General features: G+C 36.0%; 16 protein-coding genes. 15 read left to right on the top strand and 1 reads right to left on the bottom strand.

Features of this window, described 5'->3' with window-relative positions; translation table 11 throughout:
- Nucleotides 1-120 precede the first annotated feature (120 nt).
- Genes BCR23_RS08150 through lacD (BCR23_RS08125) form a run of 6 tightly spaced genes read left to right on the top strand, consistent with a single transcriptional unit; the run spans nucleotide 121 to nucleotide 5068 of the window.
- Complete coding sequence (locus BCR23_RS08150) at nucleotides 121-888, top strand: DeoR/GlpR family DNA-binding transcription regulator (protein WP_069635000.1); 768 nt, start codon at nucleotides 121-123, stop codon at nucleotides 886-888.
- Nucleotides 889-902: 14 nt separating this feature from the next.
- Nucleotides 903-1346: a PTS sugar transporter subunit IIA gene (locus BCR23_RS08145; RefSeq protein ID WP_240482538.1), complete on the top strand. Its 444-nt coding sequence runs from the start codon at nucleotides 903-905 to the stop codon at nucleotides 1344-1346.
- Nucleotides 1347-1364: 18 nt separating this feature from the next.
- A complete protein-coding gene (gatB, locus tag BCR23_RS08140; RefSeq protein ID WP_069634999.1) occupies nucleotides 1365-1643 on the top strand; it encodes a PTS galactitol transporter subunit IIB in 279 nt (92 codons plus the stop codon).
- Between the two features lie 16 nt (nucleotides 1644-1659).
- The gene (locus tag BCR23_RS08135) at nucleotides 1660-3015 is read left to right on the top strand and encodes a PTS galactitol transporter subunit IIC (protein WP_069634998.1); all 1356 of its coding nucleotides are present in this window, start codon (nucleotides 1660-1662) and stop codon (nucleotides 3013-3015) included.
- 2 nt (nucleotides 3016-3017) lie between these two features.
- Nucleotides 3018-4058: a galactitol-1-phosphate 5-dehydrogenase gene (locus BCR23_RS08130; RefSeq protein ID WP_069634997.1), complete on the top strand. Its 1041-nt coding sequence runs from the start codon at nucleotides 3018-3020 to the stop codon at nucleotides 4056-4058.
- Nucleotides 4059-4069: 11 nt separating this feature from the next.
- Nucleotides 4070-5068, top strand: a complete 999-nt coding sequence (lacD, locus tag BCR23_RS08125) for a tagatose-bisphosphate aldolase (RefSeq protein ID WP_069634996.1) — start codon at nucleotides 4070-4072, stop codon at nucleotides 5066-5068.
- Between the two features lie 476 nt (nucleotides 5069-5544).
- On the opposite strand, the gene BCR23_RS08120 is transcribed toward lacD (BCR23_RS08125), so the two are convergent.
- On the bottom strand, nucleotides 5545-6252 hold the full coding sequence (locus BCR23_RS08120) for a GntR family transcriptional regulator (RefSeq protein WP_069634995.1): 708 nt from the start codon (nucleotides 6250-6252) through the stop codon (nucleotides 5545-5547).
- Between the two features lie 178 nt (nucleotides 6253-6430).
- Here BCR23_RS08120 and BCR23_RS08115 point away from each other — a divergent pair, with 178 nt between their 5' ends.
- The 9 genes from BCR23_RS08115 (at nucleotide 6431) to ald (ending at nucleotide 18773) form a co-directional block, all read left to right on the top strand.
- The gene (locus BCR23_RS08115) at nucleotides 6431-8203 is read left to right on the top strand and encodes a glycoside hydrolase family 35 protein (protein WP_069634994.1); all 1773 of its coding nucleotides are present in this window, start codon (nucleotides 6431-6433) and stop codon (nucleotides 8201-8203) included.
- Nucleotides 8204-8220: 17 nt separating this feature from the next.
- Nucleotides 8221-8697 (top strand): PTS sugar transporter subunit IIB, encoded by a 477-nt coding sequence (locus tag BCR23_RS08110; protein WP_069634993.1) that lies wholly within the window; start codon nucleotides 8221-8223, stop codon nucleotides 8695-8697.
- Nucleotides 8698-8968: 271 nt separating this feature from the next.
- A complete protein-coding gene (locus tag BCR23_RS08105) occupies nucleotides 8969-9856 on the top strand; it encodes a PTS mannose/fructose/sorbose/N-acetylgalactosamine transporter subunit IIC (protein WP_069634992.1) in 888 nt (295 codons plus the stop codon).
- Complete coding sequence (locus tag BCR23_RS08100) at nucleotides 9843-10652, top strand: PTS system mannose/fructose/sorbose family transporter subunit IID (protein ID WP_069634991.1); 810 nt, start codon at nucleotides 9843-9845, stop codon at nucleotides 10650-10652. Before BCR23_RS08105 ends, BCR23_RS08100 begins: the two co-directional genes overlap by 14 nt.
- Nucleotides 10653-10668: 16 nt before the next feature.
- Nucleotides 10669-11073, top strand: coding sequence for a PTS sugar transporter subunit IIA (locus BCR23_RS08095; RefSeq protein WP_069634990.1), 405 nt, complete (start codon nucleotides 10669-10671; stop codon nucleotides 11071-11073).
- Nucleotides 11074-11091: 18 nt separating this feature from the next.
- Nucleotides 11092-12270: an SIS domain-containing protein gene (locus BCR23_RS08090; RefSeq protein ID WP_069634989.1), complete on the top strand. Its 1179-nt coding sequence runs from the start codon at nucleotides 11092-11094 to the stop codon at nucleotides 12268-12270.
- A gap of 22 nt (nucleotides 12271-12292) precedes the next feature.
- Nucleotides 12293-13285 (top strand): tagatose-bisphosphate aldolase, encoded by a 993-nt coding sequence (gene lacD, locus BCR23_RS08085; protein ID WP_069634988.1) that lies wholly within the window; start codon nucleotides 12293-12295, stop codon nucleotides 13283-13285.
- 158 nt (nucleotides 13286-13443) lie between these two features.
- Complete coding sequence (locus tag BCR23_RS08080) at nucleotides 13444-17406, top strand: endo-alpha-N-acetylgalactosaminidase family protein (protein ID WP_069634987.1); 3963 nt, start codon at nucleotides 13444-13446, stop codon at nucleotides 17404-17406.
- A gap of 254 nt (nucleotides 17407-17660) precedes the next feature.
- Nucleotides 17661-18773 (top strand): alanine dehydrogenase, encoded by a 1113-nt coding sequence (gene ald, locus BCR23_RS08075; RefSeq protein ID WP_069634986.1) that lies wholly within the window; start codon nucleotides 17661-17663, stop codon nucleotides 18771-18773.
- The last annotated feature ends 426 nt before the right edge of the window (nucleotides 18774-19199 follow it).

Genomic DNA, 19199 nt, shown 5'->3' with positions numbered 1-19199 from the left:
TGCTAAAAAAGCCAAGTTATTTAACATAAAGCAAAAAATTAGCAAAAAAAGTATTGCATTTTATTTGGCAAATGCTATTATAATGTTAACGATTACAAAGATGAAAGTAGGGAAATAAAGATGAATGCACAGGAAAGAAAAGAGTATATTTTGGATATTTTGAAAAAGAATCATTCTGTTAAGATTTTGAAACTAAGTAAAGAGTTGCGTGTAACAAGAGAAACGATTCGCAAAGATTTATATGAATTGGAAAAAGAAGGGGTAATCAAGAAGATTCATGGAGGCGCTGTTTTAGATAGTTCAAATCAAGAAACGGATTACGAACGAAGAAAAGGAGAGTATCTAGAAGAGAAGCAAGCTATTGCAAAGGAAGCCGCAAAACATATCGAAGAAGGCGATACAATCTATTTAGATTATGGAACGACAACATTAGCCCTTGCAAAAGAAATCATGAATTTTGAAAATATAACTGTAATCACAAACACCATCCCAATTATTAATGTACTTTTACACAGTGAAGGGATTAATCTTTTGATTCCAGGTGGGATGTTACGAAAAAATGAAGATTCACTGTATGGACCATTTGCTTCAAACAACCTTCAAAATATTTTTGTTGATATAGGTTTTTTTGGTTGTGGTGGCATCGATGATAACATAGGCATTACGAATCATCATATGGGAGAAACGATTATTTCAAGAGAAATGATTCATCACAGTCAGACATCAATTATTTTAGCTGATCACAGCAAATTTGGCAGTATAGCATTTAATCGCACGGCCACTTTTGATGAGATAGATATTATCATTACGGACGAAGATTTATCTTCAGAGACGTATGAAAAAATTAGTCAGAAAGGAGTTGAAATTTACTGTACGGACAATAAATAGAAAGGAGGAGAAAAGTGAAAGAAGTATTAATGTACCACCAGCTAGCTGTATCTACACAAGAAGAACTATTTGAAAGATTAAGCAAAGAATTGAATGGAAAAAATATCGTAGAAGAATCATTTTTAGCAGCTTTAATTGAAAGAGAAGCAGAATTTCCAACAGGATTACCTTTAAAAATAGGTGTTGCTATTCCTCATACTGATGGCACATATGTTAAAGAAGACTGCATTGTATTTGCTACTTTGAAACAGCCTATCGTATTTAATGAAATGGGTGGAGAAAAAGAGGACGTGATCTCTGTATCAGTCGTAATAATGTTAGCTATTAAAGAAGGTAAAAAGCATTTGGACATGTTGCAAAAATTGATCGAATCCATTCAAAAAGCTGGGTTTATTGAAGGGTTATCCAAAGCCAAGAATACAAAAGAAATGGAAAATCTTGTGTCAACATATTTATAAATGAGGAGTGACGTTGTTATGAAAAAAGTTATTGTTGCATGTGGTGGAGCAATCGCGACATCAACTGTTGCGGCCAATAAAATTAAAGAACTTGCCCAAAGAGAAAATATTCCGGTGGAAGTTGTTCAGTGTCGGGTAAATGAATTAGACAGTAAAAAAGAGGGAGCAGATTTAATTGTTACAACCGCAAAGGTCAAAAAAGATTATGGAATTCCAGTCATCCATGGTGTTGCTTTTGTATCAGGAGTAAATATTGCAGGCACTGAAAGCAAAATATTAGATGTACTAACTCAGTAAGAGAGGGGGAAAAGTGATGGCTGTTATTCAATATATTGTCGATCTCGGAGCAAGTGTAATGTTACCAATTGTGATTATGGTTTTGGGCTTACTTTTAGGACAAGGAATAGGCAAATCACTTCGATCGGGAATAACGATTGGGATTGGTTTTGTAGGTATTGGTTTAGTCATTTCATTATTAACAGATAATCTTGGGGCAGCAGCTGAAGCAATGGCGAAAAATTTTAATCTGGGGTTAAACGTCGTTGATCTAGGTTGGCCAGGGACATCTCCAATGGCTTGGGGTTCTGATCTTGGTTTAATTGCAATTCCTATAGCTATTGGCGTTAATATTGTGATGCTTGTATTCAAAATGACTAAAGTTGTAAACGTTGACATTTGGAATATTTGGCATATGGCATTCACTGGAGCGATTGTTCAAGTGGCAACAGGTAATTTTTATTTAGGTGTTTTAGGTGTTATTGTACACGCTATAATTGCATACAAACTAGGAGATATGTTTGGTCAAGTAACAGATGATTATTTTGGGCTAGAAGGGATATCAATTCCTCATGGTTCCTCGGCCTATATGGGGGTATTTGCAGCACCAATAGATGATCTAATTGAAAAGATCCCAGGTGTAAATAAAATTAATATCACTTCAGAAAAAATTGAAGAAAAATTAGGTGTACTTGGGCAACCAACAATTGTTGGAGCGACACTTGGATTCATTATTGGGCTTTTAGCCAAATACACGGTCGCCGACTCTTTACAATTATCCATCCAAATGGCAGCAGTGATGGTCTTGATGCCTATGGTAGTGAAGTTAATCATGGAAGGACTCATACCGATCTCAGAGGCTGCTAGAAAACTATTGGATAAGCATTTTAAAGGCAGTGAGTTAAAAATTGGTTTAGATCCTGCGTTGTTACTGGGAGATTCTCAAGTTATTGCGGCAAGTTTATTGTTTGTCCCGTTGACTATTTTAATTGCTGTAATTGTACCTGGAAATCAAGTGTTACCATTCGGTGATCTAGCAACAATGGGCTTTTTTATCGCAATTGCAGTTGGTGTTCATAAAGGAAATCTATTTAGGACATTGATCTCAGGATCGGTAATTATGTACGTGACGATTTGGATTTCAAATCAAATGATATCTCTACAAACACAGTTAGGTCAGCAGGTTGGGTTAGTAGCTAAAGGTGAGCGTGTTTCCTCTTTAGATCAAGCAGGAAGTCCGATTACCTATTTGCTAGCAAAAGGAATTACGCTTGAAACTGGCTTAGGCTTTTTTATTATCTTAGTAATCTACCTCTTTTGTTTTGTTTATACATTCATAAAATATAAAAGACAGATGCTATATATCGAAACTGGTGGAGAAGGAGTGTCGTAAATTTGAAAGCATTGGAAGTTGTTGGAGAAACAAAAATGATTTTAAGCGAATTGGAAAAACCGCAACTGGCAACAGATAAAGTACGAATCAAGGTAGCCTACTGTGGCGTTTGTGGTTCCGATTTACCAAGATATTTTGCTGGTGGAGTACACTCATTTCCTCAAGTATTGGGACATGAATTTTCGGGTGTTGTTGAAACTGTTGGTGCTAATGTAACAGAAATGATTAGTGGTGATCGTGTAGCTGTAGCCCCTTTGATCCCTTGTGGAGAATGTGATGCTTGTCAAAAAGGTGAACCTGCCATGTGCAGCAATTATAGTTTTATTGGCTCTAGAGAACCAGGTGCAATGGCTGAATATGTAACCGTACCGGCAAAGAATTGTGTAAAAGTACCAGAAAAATTGTCATTAAAAGAAGCAGCGTTATTAGAGCCTTTAACGGTAGCGATTCATGGGATTGAAAGGATTAATTTAAAAGCAGGTGTTAGTGTCTTAGTGTTAGGCGCAGGGACAATTGGTTTATTAACAGTGTTAGCCTTGCGGGCAAGAGGCGTGGGTGAAATCACAGTTGCTGACTTGAATACAAAAAAATTATCTATGGCTCAAAAAATTGGAGCAGATTATATTGTTGATCCCAATGAACAACCTTTAGAAGAGTACTTTAAGGATCGTGAATTGCCAGAGGTAGTTATTGAAACAGCAGGAAGTGCATTTACTCAGGTTCAAGCCATTCAACTCGTAAAAAAAAGAGGAAAAGTCAGTTACGTAGGAACATGTACAAAAGAGGTAGTTTTTTCACCAGAAGATTTTGAAAAAATCTTACGAGGAGAATTAGAAATTACAGGCTCATGGATGTCCTATTCTGCACCATTTCCAGGCTATGAATGGTTGGCAGGGTTACGTTATATGGCAGAAGGAGAAATTGATGTAAAGCCGTTGATTACAGGTATTTATTCATTGACTGACAAGGAGAAACCATTTGATGCCATAAATAAAAAAGATTCTGAACAAATAAAAGTACTGTATGAAATCCATCCAGAATGAGAGGTTGTTCTATGAAGAAAGTTAGTCAAAAAAAATATGAAGCGTTACAACGAGTGTCAGATAAATCAGGAGTAATCAGCGCATTAGCTATCGATCAACGAGGCGCTTTGAAGAAAATGATTGAAAAATATCAACCAGAAGTAGCGACGTCCAAACAAATCATTGCATTTAAAGAAATCGTATCAAAAGAGTTAACACCGTTTGCTTCATCAATCTTATTAGATCCAGAATATGGACTGCCAGCGGCTGATAAGCGAGCTGAAACAGCAGGATTATTATTAGCATATGAAAAGACAGGTTATGATACAACCAAAGCTGGACGTTTACCAGATATTTTAGATGAGTGGTCGGTTAAACGCTTAAAAGAAGCAGGAGCGGATGCATGTAAATTTTTGCTTTATTATGATGTGGACGAAGCTATTGAAATTAATGAGCAAAAGCATATTTTTATGGAGAGAATAGGGTCTGAATGTCTCGCTGAAGAACTACCATTTTTCTTAGAAGTCGTTTCTTATGATGCTAAAGGGTTAGAGCCAAATTCAATTGAATTTGCTAAAGTAAAGCCACATAAAGTCAATGACATGATGAAAGAGTTCTCAAAAGAACGTTATAATGTGGACGTTTTAAAGGTGGAAGTCCCAGTGAACATGAACTATGTGGAAGGATTGGGCGAAAAATCATGTTATACACAAGAAGAAGCGTTGACTTACTTCAAAGAACAAAGCCAAGCGACACAATTACCTTTCATTTTTCTTAGTGCTGGAGTAAGCGCAAACTTATTCCAAGAAACACTAAAATTTGCTGCTAAAGCAAAATCCACTTTTAATGGTGTCTTATGCGGACGAGCAACATGGGCAAATGGCGTGGAACCATTTGTTGAAATAGGTGAGTCGGCAGCGATTGATTGGTTGAATACAGATGGTCGTCTGAATATCAACGAACTAAATGATGTGTTACAAGCAACTGCTACTTCTTGGTATAACAAAATCGAAAAAGAAGAGAAAAAATAAACGTTAATCCAAACTCTCACACCTGAATGACGTTTGTCTTAATCTCTACTTTGTTTTACTATACAATAAAAAGAAGCAATTAGAAAGAAAATCTGCACAGCAATTAAGGTGACAAAAGTCGTTTAAGCTTGAGCAACCAAGTAGGGAACTAATAACTCCGTTTTAGAGGGTGAGACAAAAGTGCTTTTTACTTTTGTCTCACCCTCTTTTAGGAATCTGGCAAGTAGACCATATCATCAAATGACTTTGTTCTTTGTGTTCAAAAAAAATTGGCGAAGTCTTCCAGTTTTAGAAATCGATTGGTTTGAACTGATGTAAAATGTCTGACTTTTTTACACCAATTCTTCGTTCTTTGTGACGTTGATGAAACTCATAGAGTCAATGCGTAGTTAGTCCTACTATATGTAAAGAGACTTCTTATTTACATTGCATTTTATAAATATAAAAGAGAGTATCAACGACTGGTTTGAAAGTGATTATTGTTGGAATGTTGAAAATTCAATCTTATAATAGTCCCATTTTTTAAAACTTTCAGCATATTCAGCAACAGTTCCGTCTTGTAATGTCGTCTTTTTTTTCTGAAAGACAACGGCTTCATTTTCTGGCATGGCTAAAAATGAAGCAATTTCAGCAGGTGTAGGAAATATGATTTCATTTGTTTCAGTTGAGTATTCGTCGTACATGTGAATCCCAAACTCAGTTTTAAATCGTTCATAAATTGAATCATAGTAGCTGAGCTCTTGATGTTCATTTTTGATGAACTGATTTGGAATGTACGTATAATGTAAAATATACGAAGTATTATCTACTTTACGAATACGTGTAATTTTTCTATATGTTTGTGTCGTGCTTAGGTTAAGTTCTTTAAGTATTCTTGGATCGGATTCCTCTAAAACGCTGATGACCTCAACTGTTTCAATTTTTCCAGCAAAAACTTCAATGTCTGTAAATTCCACAAGTTTTCGTTTTCTCGATCGTGAAACATAAGTACCTTTTCCTTGATAACGTACGAGGTATCCTTCAGAAGCTAGTTCTTGTATTGCACGAATCACTGTGATTGAACTGGCATCATATAATTTAACTAATTCATTTTCACTATAAAATCGATCCCCATGTTCAAATTCGCCAGACTTTATTTTATTTAGTAAATCATTTTTGATTTGTTGGTATTTAGGGATTTTCATCTTATCACCTCCTGTTTACTCTTGTTTACATAGTAAGACAAAGACAAAAAAATATCCACGATTTTTAGGCTGTATTAATAAATTTAATTTGGCAAGAGTTATTCTTTGACAAATATTGAAGAGTCAAGTTAGTATGTTCATATATTAAGTGGAAACGCTTTAAAAGGAGAGCATAAAAATGCATACGTTCGAAGTAAAAGAAGATTTTTTATTGGATGGTAAACCTTTTAAGATTATGTCAGGAGCTATTCATTATTTTAGAGTAATGCCAAATGACTGGTATCATTCGCTATACAACTTGAAAGCTCTTGGATTTAATACTGTGGAGACTTATATCCCATGGAATTTGCATGAACAAGAAGAAGGTAGATTTGATTTTACCGATGAAATAGACTTAGCTAAGTTTGTAAACATAGCAAAAGAATTAGGGTTATTTGTTATTTTACGACCGTCACCTTATATTTGTGCAGAGTGGGAATTTGGTGGACTACCGGCATGGTTGTTAAATTATCGTGATATACGTGTTCGCTCGTCAGATCCTCGTTTTATTGAAAAAGTAGCGAATTATTACCAGGCATTATTCGAAATCATTCGGCCGCTTCAGGTAGATCGAGGTGGACCTGTCATTATGATGCAGTTAGAAAATGAGTATGGTTCTTACGGTGAAGACAAAGAGTATCTTAGAAATCTATATGACTTGATGCTAAAAAACGGTGTTACGGTTCCACTATTTACTTCTGACGGTGCGTGGGAGCAAGCCCAAACAGCTGGAACGCTCATGGAAAAAAATGTCTTAGCGACAGGAAACTTTGGCTCAAAGTCGAAAGAAAATTTCGCTCAGTTGAAACAATTTCATGAAAAACATGAGAAAAAATGGCCGTTAATGTGCATGGAATTTTGGGACGGTTGGTTTAATCGATGGGGAGAAGAAATCATAAAACGTGATCCAAAAGAGCTGGCTGAAGAAGTTGGAGAAGCGTTAGAAATCGGTAGTATCAACTTATACATGTTTCATGGCGGAACGAACTTCGGTTTTATGAATGGCTGTTCAGCTAGAGGACAAAAAGATTTGCCGCAAATAACTTCGTATGACTATGATGCATTATTAGATGAACAGGGGAACCCTACTGAAAAATTTTTCTCGGTACAAAGAAAAATACATGAATTATTCCCCGAAATAGAGCAGTTAGAACCATTAAGAAAAAACGTAATGGAGCCAAAAGTTGCTTCCTTGAAGGAAAAAGTAAGTTTATTTTCTGTAATTGAATCGATTTCTCGCCATCAATGGAGTAAATATCCTGAAACAATGGAACAGTTGCAGCAAAATTATGGATACCAGTTATATCAGACGAAGGTGCCAAAAAGTACGACTGAAGAGTATTTCCGTGTGATTGATGCAAGTGATCGCGTTCATTTTTTCTTAAATAATGAAAATATTGTTACTCAGTACCGAGAGGAAATAGGCAGTAAAATTTTTGCTAAACCTGACAAAGAAGAAAATCATTTAGCTATTCTAGTTGAAAATATGGGGCGTGTGAACTATGGACACAAATTATTTGCGGATACACAACGTAAAGGGATTCGCAGTGGCGTTATGTCAGACTTACATTTTATTTGTGAGTGGGATCAATATAGTATCGATTTTACAAAAATTGATTTTATTGATTATACGCAAACATGGATCGAAGGTACACCAGCATTTTATCGTTATGAATTAATTGTTGGAAATACTGGAGATACATTTATTGATTTACAAGAATTTGGTAAAGGAGTGGTTATTATTAATGGTGTTAACTTAGGCAGGTTCTGGAATGTTGGCCCGACACTCTCGTTATATGTGCCAGGATCTATTCTGAAAGAAGGAGTAAATGAGATCGTTATTTTTGAAACAGAAGGAAAGTGGTCTTCAAAAATCAGATTGGAAGAACAAGCAATATACAAAGACATGTAGGAAGGATCGTGAAGGAAATGAGTATTATCGCTGTAAGAATTGATGGGAGATTGATACATGGACAGGTAGCGAATCTATGGACAACTAAATTAGATATTAGTCGCATTATGGTTGTAGATGATGAGGTAGCAGAAAACGCAATTGAAAAAAGTGGATTAAAATTAGCAACTCCAGCTGGCGTAAAATTAAGTGTTTTACCCATAGAAAAAGCTGCTGCGAATATCTTAGCTGGAAAATATGACTCACAAAGATTATTAATCATTGCAAGAAAACCAGATCGACTTTTAAAGTTAGTAGAACTAGGCGTTCCAATCAAAGAAATAAATGTCGGTAATATGTCTCAAAGCGAGCATTCAAAATCGATTACTAAATCAATTAATGTCTTAGAACAAGATATTGAAGCGTTTAAAAAATTAGATGTTGCAGGTGTAAGTTTAGTTTCTCAAATGGTGCCAAGTGATAAAACAGAAGACTTTATGAGTCTGTTGAAATAAACGTGACGAACTCATTCGACGTTTAATGTTATCTAGTTACATGAGTTAACTCTTCAGGAAAAAGCTAAAAATGGATTGAGACAAAAGCGTCTCAATCAAATTTTCTTTTAGAGCAGAGCTAGCTACACGTTTAAAATTATCTAGCTTCACAGGTTAAACTTTCGGAAAAAGATAGAAACTGATTGTGGCAAAAAACGTTACCCTCACTTTTCCCTATATTTCTGTCAAGGTTACACGAGCCTGTTCAGCTTTTAAATTAGGAGGAATAACAATGGCAATTCAATGGTGGCAAATTTTATTATTAACGCTTTATGCAGGGTATCAAATTTTAGATGAGTTACAGATTTATTCAGCATTTAGCCAACCTGTTTTTGCTGGATTGGTTACAGGAGCCATTATGGGAGACATGACGGCTGGTTTGATTATTGGTGGCAGTATGCAGTTGACGATTTTAGGTGTAGGAACATTTGGTGGCGCTTCCAGAATCGATGCTAATTCAGGAACAGTTTTAGCTACAGCTTTTTCAGTTGGTTTAGGGATGAACCCAGAGCAAGCGATTGCTGCAATTGCAGTACCAGTAGCTAGTTTAATGATTCAAATGGATATTTTGGGTCGTTTTACGAATACATTTTTTGCACACAGAATAGATAGCGATATAGAAGCAATGAATTATAAAGGAATCGAACGCAATTTCTTACTAGGTGCTTTACCTTGGGCGCTTTCAAGAGCGTTGCCAGTATTTTTCGCCCTTAGCTTTGGTGGTGGTTTTGTTGATAATGTAGTTGGCTATTTGAATACAGATTTAAAGTGGTTAGGTGATGGATTATCAGTTGCAGGGGCTGTTTTACCTGCTGTAGGTTTTGCAATTTTATTAAGATATTTACCAGTAAAAAAACACTTAGCTTACTTAATTTTAGGATTTGTACTCACTGCACTTTTAACAACTGTATTTGGCAACATTCAATTACTAGGCGTAGCTGTTGCTGGCGTAGCGAAAGATTTTGCTCCGGCATTTACTAATTTACCAATGCTTGCGGTCGCTTTAATTGGTTTTGCTTTTGCATTAAATGAATATAAAAAATCAGTTGCACAACCTATGGTTATGAAAGATCATTCAGAAGATACAAGTGAAGGAGAGATCGAAGATGACGAAATCTAACTATAAACTAACAAAAAAAGACTTCAATCAAATTAATAAAAGAAGTTTATTCACTTTTCAGTTGGGGTGGAACTATGAAAGAATGCAAGGTTCGGGTTACTTATTCACAATTTTACCTCAGTTAAGAAAAATGTATGGTGATGATACGCCGGAGTTAAAAGAAATGATGCGTACTCATGCACAGTTTTTTAATACGAGTAATTTTTTGAATACAATTATTACAGGTATTGATTTAGCTATCGAAGAAAAAGAAGGTATTTCTGCAAAGGATTCTGTTGCTGGGATCAAAGTTGGATTGATGGGGCCATTTGCTGCGATCGGTGATTCTATTTTTGGGGCTTTAGTACCAACAATCTTTGGTGCTTTAGCGGCTAATATGGCTGTTAATGGTAATCCGATAGGTGCATTTATTTGGATGGCTGCACAAATTGCGATTATGGTATTTAGGTGGAAACAATTGGAATTTGCATATAAAGAAGGAATTTCTTTAGTAACTACAATGCAAAGCAGACTGACAGCGATGACTAATGCAGCAACATTAATGGGGGTTTTCATGGTGGGCGCATTAGTTGCAACCATGATCAATGTACATTTTGCTTGGGCTCCTTCAATTGGAGACTTGACGATCAACGTGCAAAATAATGTAGATATGATCATGCCTCGATTATTGCCTGCTGCAATTGTTGGCGGTGTGTATTGGTTACTGGGAAAGAAAAACATCACTTCAACCAGAGCGATCTTTATTGTATTAATTATTTCAGTAGCACTATCTGCTCTTGGTGTCATTTCAAAATAGTTGGGAGGAATAAGGAGTGGATAATTTAATATTGGTTAGTCATGGAAATTTTTGTACTGAATTAAAAAATAGTGCAGAGATGATTATGGGTACACAAGATAGCATTTATACGGTTCCTTTATTGGCTGAAGAAGGAGAAAGTGAGTTCTTAGCGAAGTTTGAAAAAATTGCGCAATCATTAGACAATTTTATCGTTTTTTCAGATTTATTAGGAGGGACACCTTGCAATATATTATCGAAAAAATTAATGAATGGAGAGTCATTTGAATTATATGCAGGAATGAGTCTACCAATGGTCATTAGCTATGTCAATGCAAATTTAGTAGGCACTGAAAGTGATTTTGTCGCAGAAGCAAAGGAAAGTACAATAAAAGTTAATGAATTATTAGCATCAGATGTGTTTGATGAAGAAGATGAATAGATAGGAGTAAACGCTGAGATGGAATTATTTAAAGAAACAAAAGCAAACCTTGAAAAACTTGGAGCCGCAATCACAACACAAGAAATAAAACAGCAACCTGTTTTATGGAAAGAAGCATTTGATAATTATCAAGATCAGCAAAAAAAAATAGACCAGTTTATTTCATCTATTGTAGCAGAGGAAAAAGGAAAAAAAATCCGTGTGATTTTTACTGGAGCAGGAACATCAGCTTATGTAGGAGACTCCATTACGCCATATTTAAATCATAAAGGGGATCATACCAATTTTATGTTTGAAAGTATTCCAACAACTAATATTGTCTCTAATCCCTATGATTATTTACAAGCGGAAGTACCAACGATTCTAGTCTCTTTTGCTCGTAGTGGTAATTCACCAGAATCAGTAGCAACGGTGAAATTGGCGAAACAGTTAGTGAAAAAATTATATCAGATTACCATTACATGTGCTAAAGATGGTCAACTTGCTCAAGAAGCTTCAGGAGATGGACATAATTTATTGTTGCTTATGCCAGAAAAATCAAATGATTTAGGCTTTGCAATGACAGGTAGCTTTACGTGCATGCTGTTAAGTGCGCTGTTGATTTTTGATGAAAGTACGTTAGCAGAAAAAACATTGTTTGTTCAAAAAGTAATCCAGATGGGAGATGAAGCTATCTCAAGAGAAAAAGAAATTGACGAGTTGATGGCAGTTTCTTTTGATCGAATTGCTTACCTTGGATCAGGAAGTTTGGCTGGTTTAACAAGAGAAGCCCAATTGAAAGTTCTTGAATTAACTGCTGGGAAAGTTGCAACTATTTTTGATTCTTCTGTTGGATTTAGACATGGTCCAAAATCATTCATCGATGAGAAAACCATTGTTTTTGTCTTTGTCACAAATAATGAGTATACAAGAAAATATGATCTAGATATCGCAGAAGAAATCAAAGCGGATAACATTGCTGCAAAAATTGTAACGCTAGATGTAGATGGAGCGGATAATTTTTCTGGTCAGCGTTTTGCTTACTCTGAAGGAGTGGAATTGCCAGAAGCCTATCTCGTATTACCCTATGTTTTATTTGCTCAAACGGTTGCAATTCATAGTTCCATAAATGTTCAAAATAAACCAGATACACCGTCTGCTACAGGTACGGTTAATCGTGTGGTAAAAGGCGTTAATATTTACGAATATCTTGACTAAAATAAAAAATAAGGAGAAAACAATGTTAAAACTATCATCTGCAAAAAAAGCAGCAATGGATCGTTTATCAACCGATAATGGAATAATTGAAGCCTTGGCAATTGATCAACGAGGCGCATTAAAAAAAATGATCCAATCTTTAGGTGAAAATCCCACTGATCAACATATCATTGATTTTAAAAAAATAGTTTCAAAAGAACTAACACCCTACGCATCTGCTATTTTATTGGATCCGGAGTATGGGATACCTGCAGCAAAAGTTAGAGATGAACAAGCAGGGTTGTTATTAGCTTACGAAAAAACGGGATATGATGCTAAAACTCCTGGACGATTGCCTGATCTTTTGGAAGATTGGTCTGTTGAACGTTTGAAAGAAAACGGAGCGGATGCTGTTAAATTTTTACTTTATTATGATATAGACGAACCAGAAGAAATTAATCATTTGAAACATGTTTTTATTGAACGGCTGGGCAGTGAATGCTTCGGTGAGGATCTGCCATTTTATTTGGAGTTAGTGTCATACGATGCCAAACTTACAGATGCTTCATCTAGTGAATATGCTAAAATCAAACCTGAAAAAGTCATCAAGATGATGAAAGAATTTTCAAAACCACAATACAAGGTAGATGTTTTAAAAGTAGAAGTTCCTGTAAACATGAATTATGTGGAAGGAATCGGATCAGAACAAGCTGTTTATTCACGTTCGGAGGCACTAGCCTATTTTAAACAACAGAGTGACGCCACCCATCTGCCATTTATTTTTTTAAGTGCAGGGGTTTCAGCGGAATTATTTCAAGAGACATTGTTGTTTGCTAAAGAAGCAGGCTCTACATTTAATGGTGTTTTATGTGGACGTGCAACTTGGAAAGAGGGGGTAGCACCATTTGTTGAAAATGGAGAAGAAGCTGGTTGCCAATGGCTTCGTACTGAAGGAAAAGAACATATACAGCAATTGAATAAAGTGATTGAAAAGACAGCAAGTTCTTGGCATGATAAAGTGGAAGTAATAGATTGAAAAAATAAAAAAGATGCAAGGAAAGTGTAAAAAGCGGAATGAGGTTTTTACAGACCTCATTCTGTGTCTTGTTGAAAATGGTGGCTGTGTGATAGGAAGTATCATTCTTTTGGAAAGAAATGATAGCGTATTCAAAAAAAGAAGGAGCGTGCCAACGAATGAAAAGAAGATGGATTATGTCGATTAGTACCTTAGCTTTAATGACGTGCACTAGTGTATTTGTACCAGTTGATGTTTTGGCTGAAGAAAATGGGGATAACAACCAAACGCAATCGCAAGATACTGCTGAGCCGAAAGCTGCAACAACCTATTGGCAAACAAATTTTCAAAGTGGTCAGTTAGGGAACTGGCAGGACTTGGTTGGGGGCATCAACAAGACGTTAAATAATAATGTTTTAGATATTTCTCGTAAAGAAGCTGCCGGGAATAATGCAATATCTATTAATTTGGATTCTCCTCAAAAAGCAGATGGTGAAATAGAAACATCATTTAAATTTAGTGGGGGAGAAGGACGGACAGGTGTAATTGTTAGAGGAGCCACAAAAGATAGCTGGGTTTTTGTTGGTTATAACGTAAATGGAAAGTGGGTTATCGAAAGTCCAACATCATGGAATGATACCATTTCAGGTCCAAGCTTAGCTGCGAATACACCTTATGTTTTAAAAGTTCGTTATGTTGGAACAAAAATCACTATTTGGCTCAATGGGACACAATTTTACGACGGGGAACCTGTATTAGCCAACGGCTCTAAAATTCCAACAGCAGCTGGACGTGTTGGGTTCAGAACGTGGTATGACCAAAAAACGGTGAGCTATCAAAGTTTTAAAAATGGTGATAATGGCACTCTCCCTGAGTTAGTACCAGAAATTACTGAAATAGCCCCTATTAAAATCTTTACCAAAATAGGCACGGCACCTGCTTTACCTACTACTGTGAAAACAACATATAATACTGGAATTCAAAAAGATGAAAACGTTACATGGGACAATATAACTCCAGAAATGTATCAAAAAATTGGAAGCTTTGACGTTTTAGGTACTGTAGCAGGAACATCGGTAAAAGCAAAAGCGACTGTGACCGTCACTGATGATGGAAGTGTAGAAGCTGGAGATAAGATTTCATCGGCTGATATTAGGGTTGTTTTAGACCCGAATTTTCCAAGAGTAATCCGTTATGAAAACCCAAGCGATAATAAAATGATTTTTAAAGGACAACAAGAAAAAATTAGTCAAGTTCTAGTGGATGGAAAAACCTACGAGGCAACTGCGGTGAAAGAGGCTATTTCTCAAAATAGTGCAACCTATCAAGTGACGGTTCCATCGCTTAGTTTAAGTTTTAAAGTCACTTTTACAGTTTCTGATGGACAAGTTCTTTCTATGAAAATAACAGACATTAAAGAAGGAACAACAAAAATTCATACACTTTCTATTGCAAATCAAGGTCTACTTTCTGTGAATAGTACCGATGCAGGAGCAGCTTTTGCAGGAACAGTCATGAATACTGGGACTAATGCGAACAACAATAATAAAAATGGTGATACATTCCAAAACTTAGTAACATCTAATGAAGTTGGAACAAAGCCATATATGTATGGATTTTTAAATACAGATGCTTATGCTGCTAGTTTTTGGACGAATGCATACGGAGACAGCACTGTTGATAACAGTGATAGTAATCGGATATACAAGCAAACAAAAGAAACAACAACAGGATATGTTACATCACTGTGGAGTGGAGCGTGGACGTATCGTCCGTTCGATGCACCAGATGCCTATTTAACTGGAGAGATACCAGAGGTGAAAATTAAATTTTCAAATGATTTGAATGGCGACAGTAAAGTGGACTGGCAAGATGCAGCCATCAATTATAGAGCAATTATGAATAATCCAATTGGTGCGCAAAAGGTTCCAGAATTGGTTAACCAACGTATTCCCTTCAACTTTGCAAGTCAAGCTACAAATCCATTTTCAGTGACTCTAGACGAAACAAAGCGTGTATATAATCTGACAGATGGTTTAGGACAAATGAATTTACTCAAAGGATATCAAAATGAAGGGCATGATTCAGCCCATCCAGATTATGGAGATGTTGGCAAACGTCAAGGCGGTGCAACTGACTTAAATAAGTTAATTGATGAAGGGCATAAACTTAATTCAATTTTTGGTGTACATGTCAACGACACAGAGTCTTATCCTGAAGCAAAAACATTTAACGAGAACTTAATTGATCCAACGAAACGAGGGTGGGATTGGCTTGACCCGTCTTACTCTATTAGACAACGACCAGATGCACTCAGTGGCAATCGACTAGAACGCTTTAAAGGATTGAAAATTAACGTACCAAACTTAGATTATATCTATGTAGATGTTTGGGGAAATCAAGGAGAATCTGGTTGGTTAAGTCGACAATTGAGTAAAGAAATTAATGGGTTAGGTTGGATCACTGCCAATGAATTTCCTAACGCATTAGAATATGATTCAATTTGGAATCATTGGTCTGCAGAAAAAGCATATGGTGGAACTTCAACCAAAGGATTTAATAGTAATATTGTACGTTTTATCCGTAACCATCAAAAAGACACATGGGTCATATCTGATAATCCACTGCTAGGCGGAGCGGAATTTGAAGCCTATGAAGGATGGGTTGGAAAAACGAACTTTAACACATATAAAGATAAAACATTTTCAATTAATGTTCCTACAAAATTCTTACAACATTATCAAATCACTAACTGGGATACAACAACAGCTGCGAGCGGTCAAATTTACGGTACAATCAAGTTAGCGAATGCTGGTGACAAGGTAGTTGTGACGAAAAAAGATGTCAATGATCAAAGACGACTAACACTAAATGGTGTTGATGTACTAAAAGGTGATACCTATTTATTACCATGGACGGTCAATGGTTCATTTAAGTTATACCATTGGAATGGAGCTGGCGGCTCTACAACTTGGACACTACCTGAAAAGATGCAGGGCAAAACAAATTTACGTTTGTATGAATTGACGGATCAAGGTAGAAAAGACAAAGGTCCTGCTAGTGTAGCGGGAAATCAAGTAACGATTCAGGCAGAGGCTAAAACGCCATATATTATTGCTGAACCAACAACTACTGAATCTGTGAAGTTTGGAACAGGAACGCCAGTGAAAGATCCTGGGTTTAATGAACCAGATACACTAACGAAAAACTGGCAAGTTATCCAAGGAAATGCCACAGTCGTAAAAGATCCAAATGGTGACTATGTTTTAAATGCTGGCAATGCAGCGATGAATGTTCAACAAGAACTGATAATGCCAAAAGCAGGAAAATATAGCATTTACGTGAACACAGAAACGCATAATAGAAAAGCGAATATAACAATAGACATCGATGGGAAAAAATATACAAAAGAATACAATAATTCTGTTGTTCAAAACTACATTCAAGCAGATATTAATCATACAAGCGGTGCATACCCTCAATATATGCAAAACGCTAGAGTAGATTTTGTTATACCAGAAAATGCTAAGAAAGCAACGCTGAATTTAACGGCAGATGCGGGCAACAACAAAACAATATTTGATGATATTCGGATTGTAGAAAGACAAACAGATATAAGCAACATATCAAATGTAATCATCGTGCAACAAGATTTTGAAGATACACAAGCCATTGGACTGTTTCCATTTGTAAAAGGACAAGCTGGTGGGGTGGAAGATCCACGAATACACTTATCAGAGAAAAATGAACCGTATACGCAATATGGTTGGAACGGTAACAAAGTATCTGACGTATTAGCTGGAAATTGGTCTTTAAAAGCACACAAACAAGGTGCAGGACTAATGCTGCAAACAACGCCTCAAAATGTTAAATTTGAAGCAGGAAAAAGATACACTGTAAGCTTTGATTACCAAACAGATGGGCAAAATGTATTTTCTGCTGGATCTGTGTTGGGAGAATTCAAGACATTACAAGACCTGAATAAAGTTGGATCGATCTTACCAACCTCTACAGATGGAAAAACTAAAAAATATGAAGTAGAGATTGTTGGTGATGCATCTGGCAATACAACATTCGGTATTTACACAACGGGTGGTGCGTATGATTTAATTATTGATAATTTTACAGTAACCGCCAAATAATGTAACTTGCTTAAAGAAAAAAGTTTAGTAGATTTTTATCTAATTAAATAGTCCACTACAACTGAGTAAAAATAACATCTGAAGTAAAACCTTAACGGGTTTATTTCAGATGTTATTTTCAGTTAAGCATTTAGGTTAGCAAGGTTAAAATAAATGTTCTTTATGTATTGCAGATGAACTCTCATTAAACTATAATCTAGTAAGTAGCTTACAAAATAAAATGAACTGTAACGAGTTAGAGAGGGTGCTGAACAATGAAAATTGGTATTCCAAAAGAAATAAAAATTGGTGAAAATCGAGTAGCGTTACCAGCAGCAGGGGTTTTAGATCTCATTAAACATGGTCATACAGTCTTTGTTGAAACAAATGCTGGACTGGGGGCGTCAATCCATGATGATGAATATGTAGCTGTTGGTGCCACAATTGTTCAAACGGCTGAAGAAGCTTGGGCACAAGAATTGGTTTTAAAAGTAAAAGAACCATTAAAAGAAGAGTACCAATATTTAAGAGAAGATCTGATATTATTTACCTATCTTCATTTAGCCGCAAATAAACCATTAGCGGAAGAATTAATGAAGCGTCAGACAAAAGCAATTGCTTATGAAAGCGTTCAACTAAGTAATGGCGAATTACCTTTACTAGCACCAATGAGCGAAATTGCTGGACGTTTAGCAGCGCAAATCGGCGCCCAGTTTCTAGAAAAAGTCCCAGAAGGAAAAGGAATTTTGCTAGGTGGTGTACCTGGTGTGAAAAAAGGCAAAGTAACCATTATTGGCGGTGGGAATTCTGGTTACAATGCAGCTAAAATTGCGCTAGGACTTGGCGCTGATGTAACGATTTTAGATGTTAACATCAAGAAATTACAAGAAATCGATGATCAATTCAATGGCGCAGTAAAAACACTTGTTTCAAACCATTTCAACATTCAAGAACAAGTGAAAGACTCTGATCTTGTTATCGGAGCAGTCTTGATTCCAGGCCGTAAAGCACCAGTTTTAGTTACAGAAGAAATGGTAGCATCGATGCCAAAACATTCGGTAATTATCGATATTGCTATCGATCAAGGTGGAATTTTTGAAACGATCGATCAAGTCACAACACATGAACAACCAACTTATGTAAAACATGATGTAATCCACTATGCTGTAGCAAATATGCCAGGAGCTGTCCCTCAAACAGCAACATTTGCGTTAGCTAATGCGACCTTGCGATATGTAGTAGAGTTAGCGGATAAAGGATTTGAAGCAGCTGTTGAACAAAACCCAGCATTACTAGCGGGTGTAAATACCTTAAATGGTGCAATGACCAATCAAGGGGTTGCAACAGATTTGGATTTGGCCTATTCTTCTGTTCAATCTGTACTATAATTTGCTTATTTAAAAATCAAGCTAAATCAAAAAAAGTTGAGAAGAGCGTAACCAGCCGCTTCTTAACTTTTTTTATTTTTACAATCAATGTATCATCATATTACTTTTGAGACAGCTAAACAAGTCCACACCATTATAAAGAAAATAGTGATGATAATGTTAACAAGAATATTTTTACTAATAAAGGGATTTTCGTATTGTTTAAAGATGAAGATGTGTAATTGTTTCCATATGTTTGTTTTGATATACTTTAAAAACGGATTTAAATACAATAAGGAGAGAAAATATGGGGATAAAAAGTAGTCTATCTGTAGCTGGGAGTGTATCAGCTTCTTTTAGCCAATCAGCCAATGCCTTAAACAACATAAAAGGATCAACGAACATTGCAACCAGAACCAACGTATCTGGCAATGGGAAAGCAAAAGA

The sequence above is a fragment of the Enterococcus quebecensis genome (genome assembly GCF_001730365.1).
GTDB lineage: Bacteria > Bacillota > Bacilli > Lactobacillales > Enterococcaceae > Enterococcus_L > Enterococcus_L quebecensis.
Note: the sequence above shows the minus strand (reverse complement) of the source record. Positions and strands in the feature narration are given on the sequence as shown.

Coding starts and splice junctions, on each gene's coding strand:
- lacD (WP_069634996.1), top strand. CDS start 4,070: ATGAAGAAAGTTAGTCAAAAAAAATATGAAGCGTTACAACGAGTGTCA.
- BCR23_RS08105 (WP_069634992.1), top strand. CDS start 8,969: ATGGCAATTCAATGGTGGCAAATTTTATTATTAACGCTTTATGCAGGG.
- BCR23_RS08150 (WP_069635000.1), top strand. CDS start 121: ATGAATGCACAGGAAAGAAAAGAGTATATTTTGGATATTTTGAAAAAG.
- lacD (WP_069634988.1), top strand. CDS start 12,293: ATGTTAAAACTATCATCTGCAAAAAAAGCAGCAATGGATCGTTTATCA.
- BCR23_RS08080 (WP_069634987.1), top strand. CDS start 13,444: ATGAAAAGAAGATGGATTATGTCGATTAGTACCTTAGCTTTAATGACG.
- BCR23_RS08120 (WP_069634995.1), bottom strand. CDS start 6,252: ATGAAAATCCCTAAATACCAACAAATCAAAAATGATTTACTAAATAAA.
- BCR23_RS08135 (WP_069634998.1), top strand. CDS start 1,660: ATGGCTGTTATTCAATATATTGTCGATCTCGGAGCAAGTGTAATGTTA.
- BCR23_RS08090 (WP_069634989.1), top strand. CDS start 11,092: ATGGAATTATTTAAAGAAACAAAAGCAAACCTTGAAAAACTTGGAGCC.
- BCR23_RS08115 (WP_069634994.1), top strand. CDS start 6,431: ATGCATACGTTCGAAGTAAAAGAAGATTTTTTATTGGATGGTAAACCT.
- ald (WP_069634986.1), top strand. CDS start 17,661: ATGAAAATTGGTATTCCAAAAGAAATAAAAATTGGTGAAAATCGAGTA.
- BCR23_RS08100 (WP_069634991.1), top strand. CDS start 9,843: ATGACGAAATCTAACTATAAACTAACAAAAAAAGACTTCAATCAAATT.
- gatB (WP_069634999.1), top strand. CDS start 1,365: ATGAAAAAAGTTATTGTTGCATGTGGTGGAGCAATCGCGACATCAACT.
- BCR23_RS08110 (WP_069634993.1), top strand. CDS start 8,221: ATGAGTATTATCGCTGTAAGAATTGATGGGAGATTGATACATGGACAG.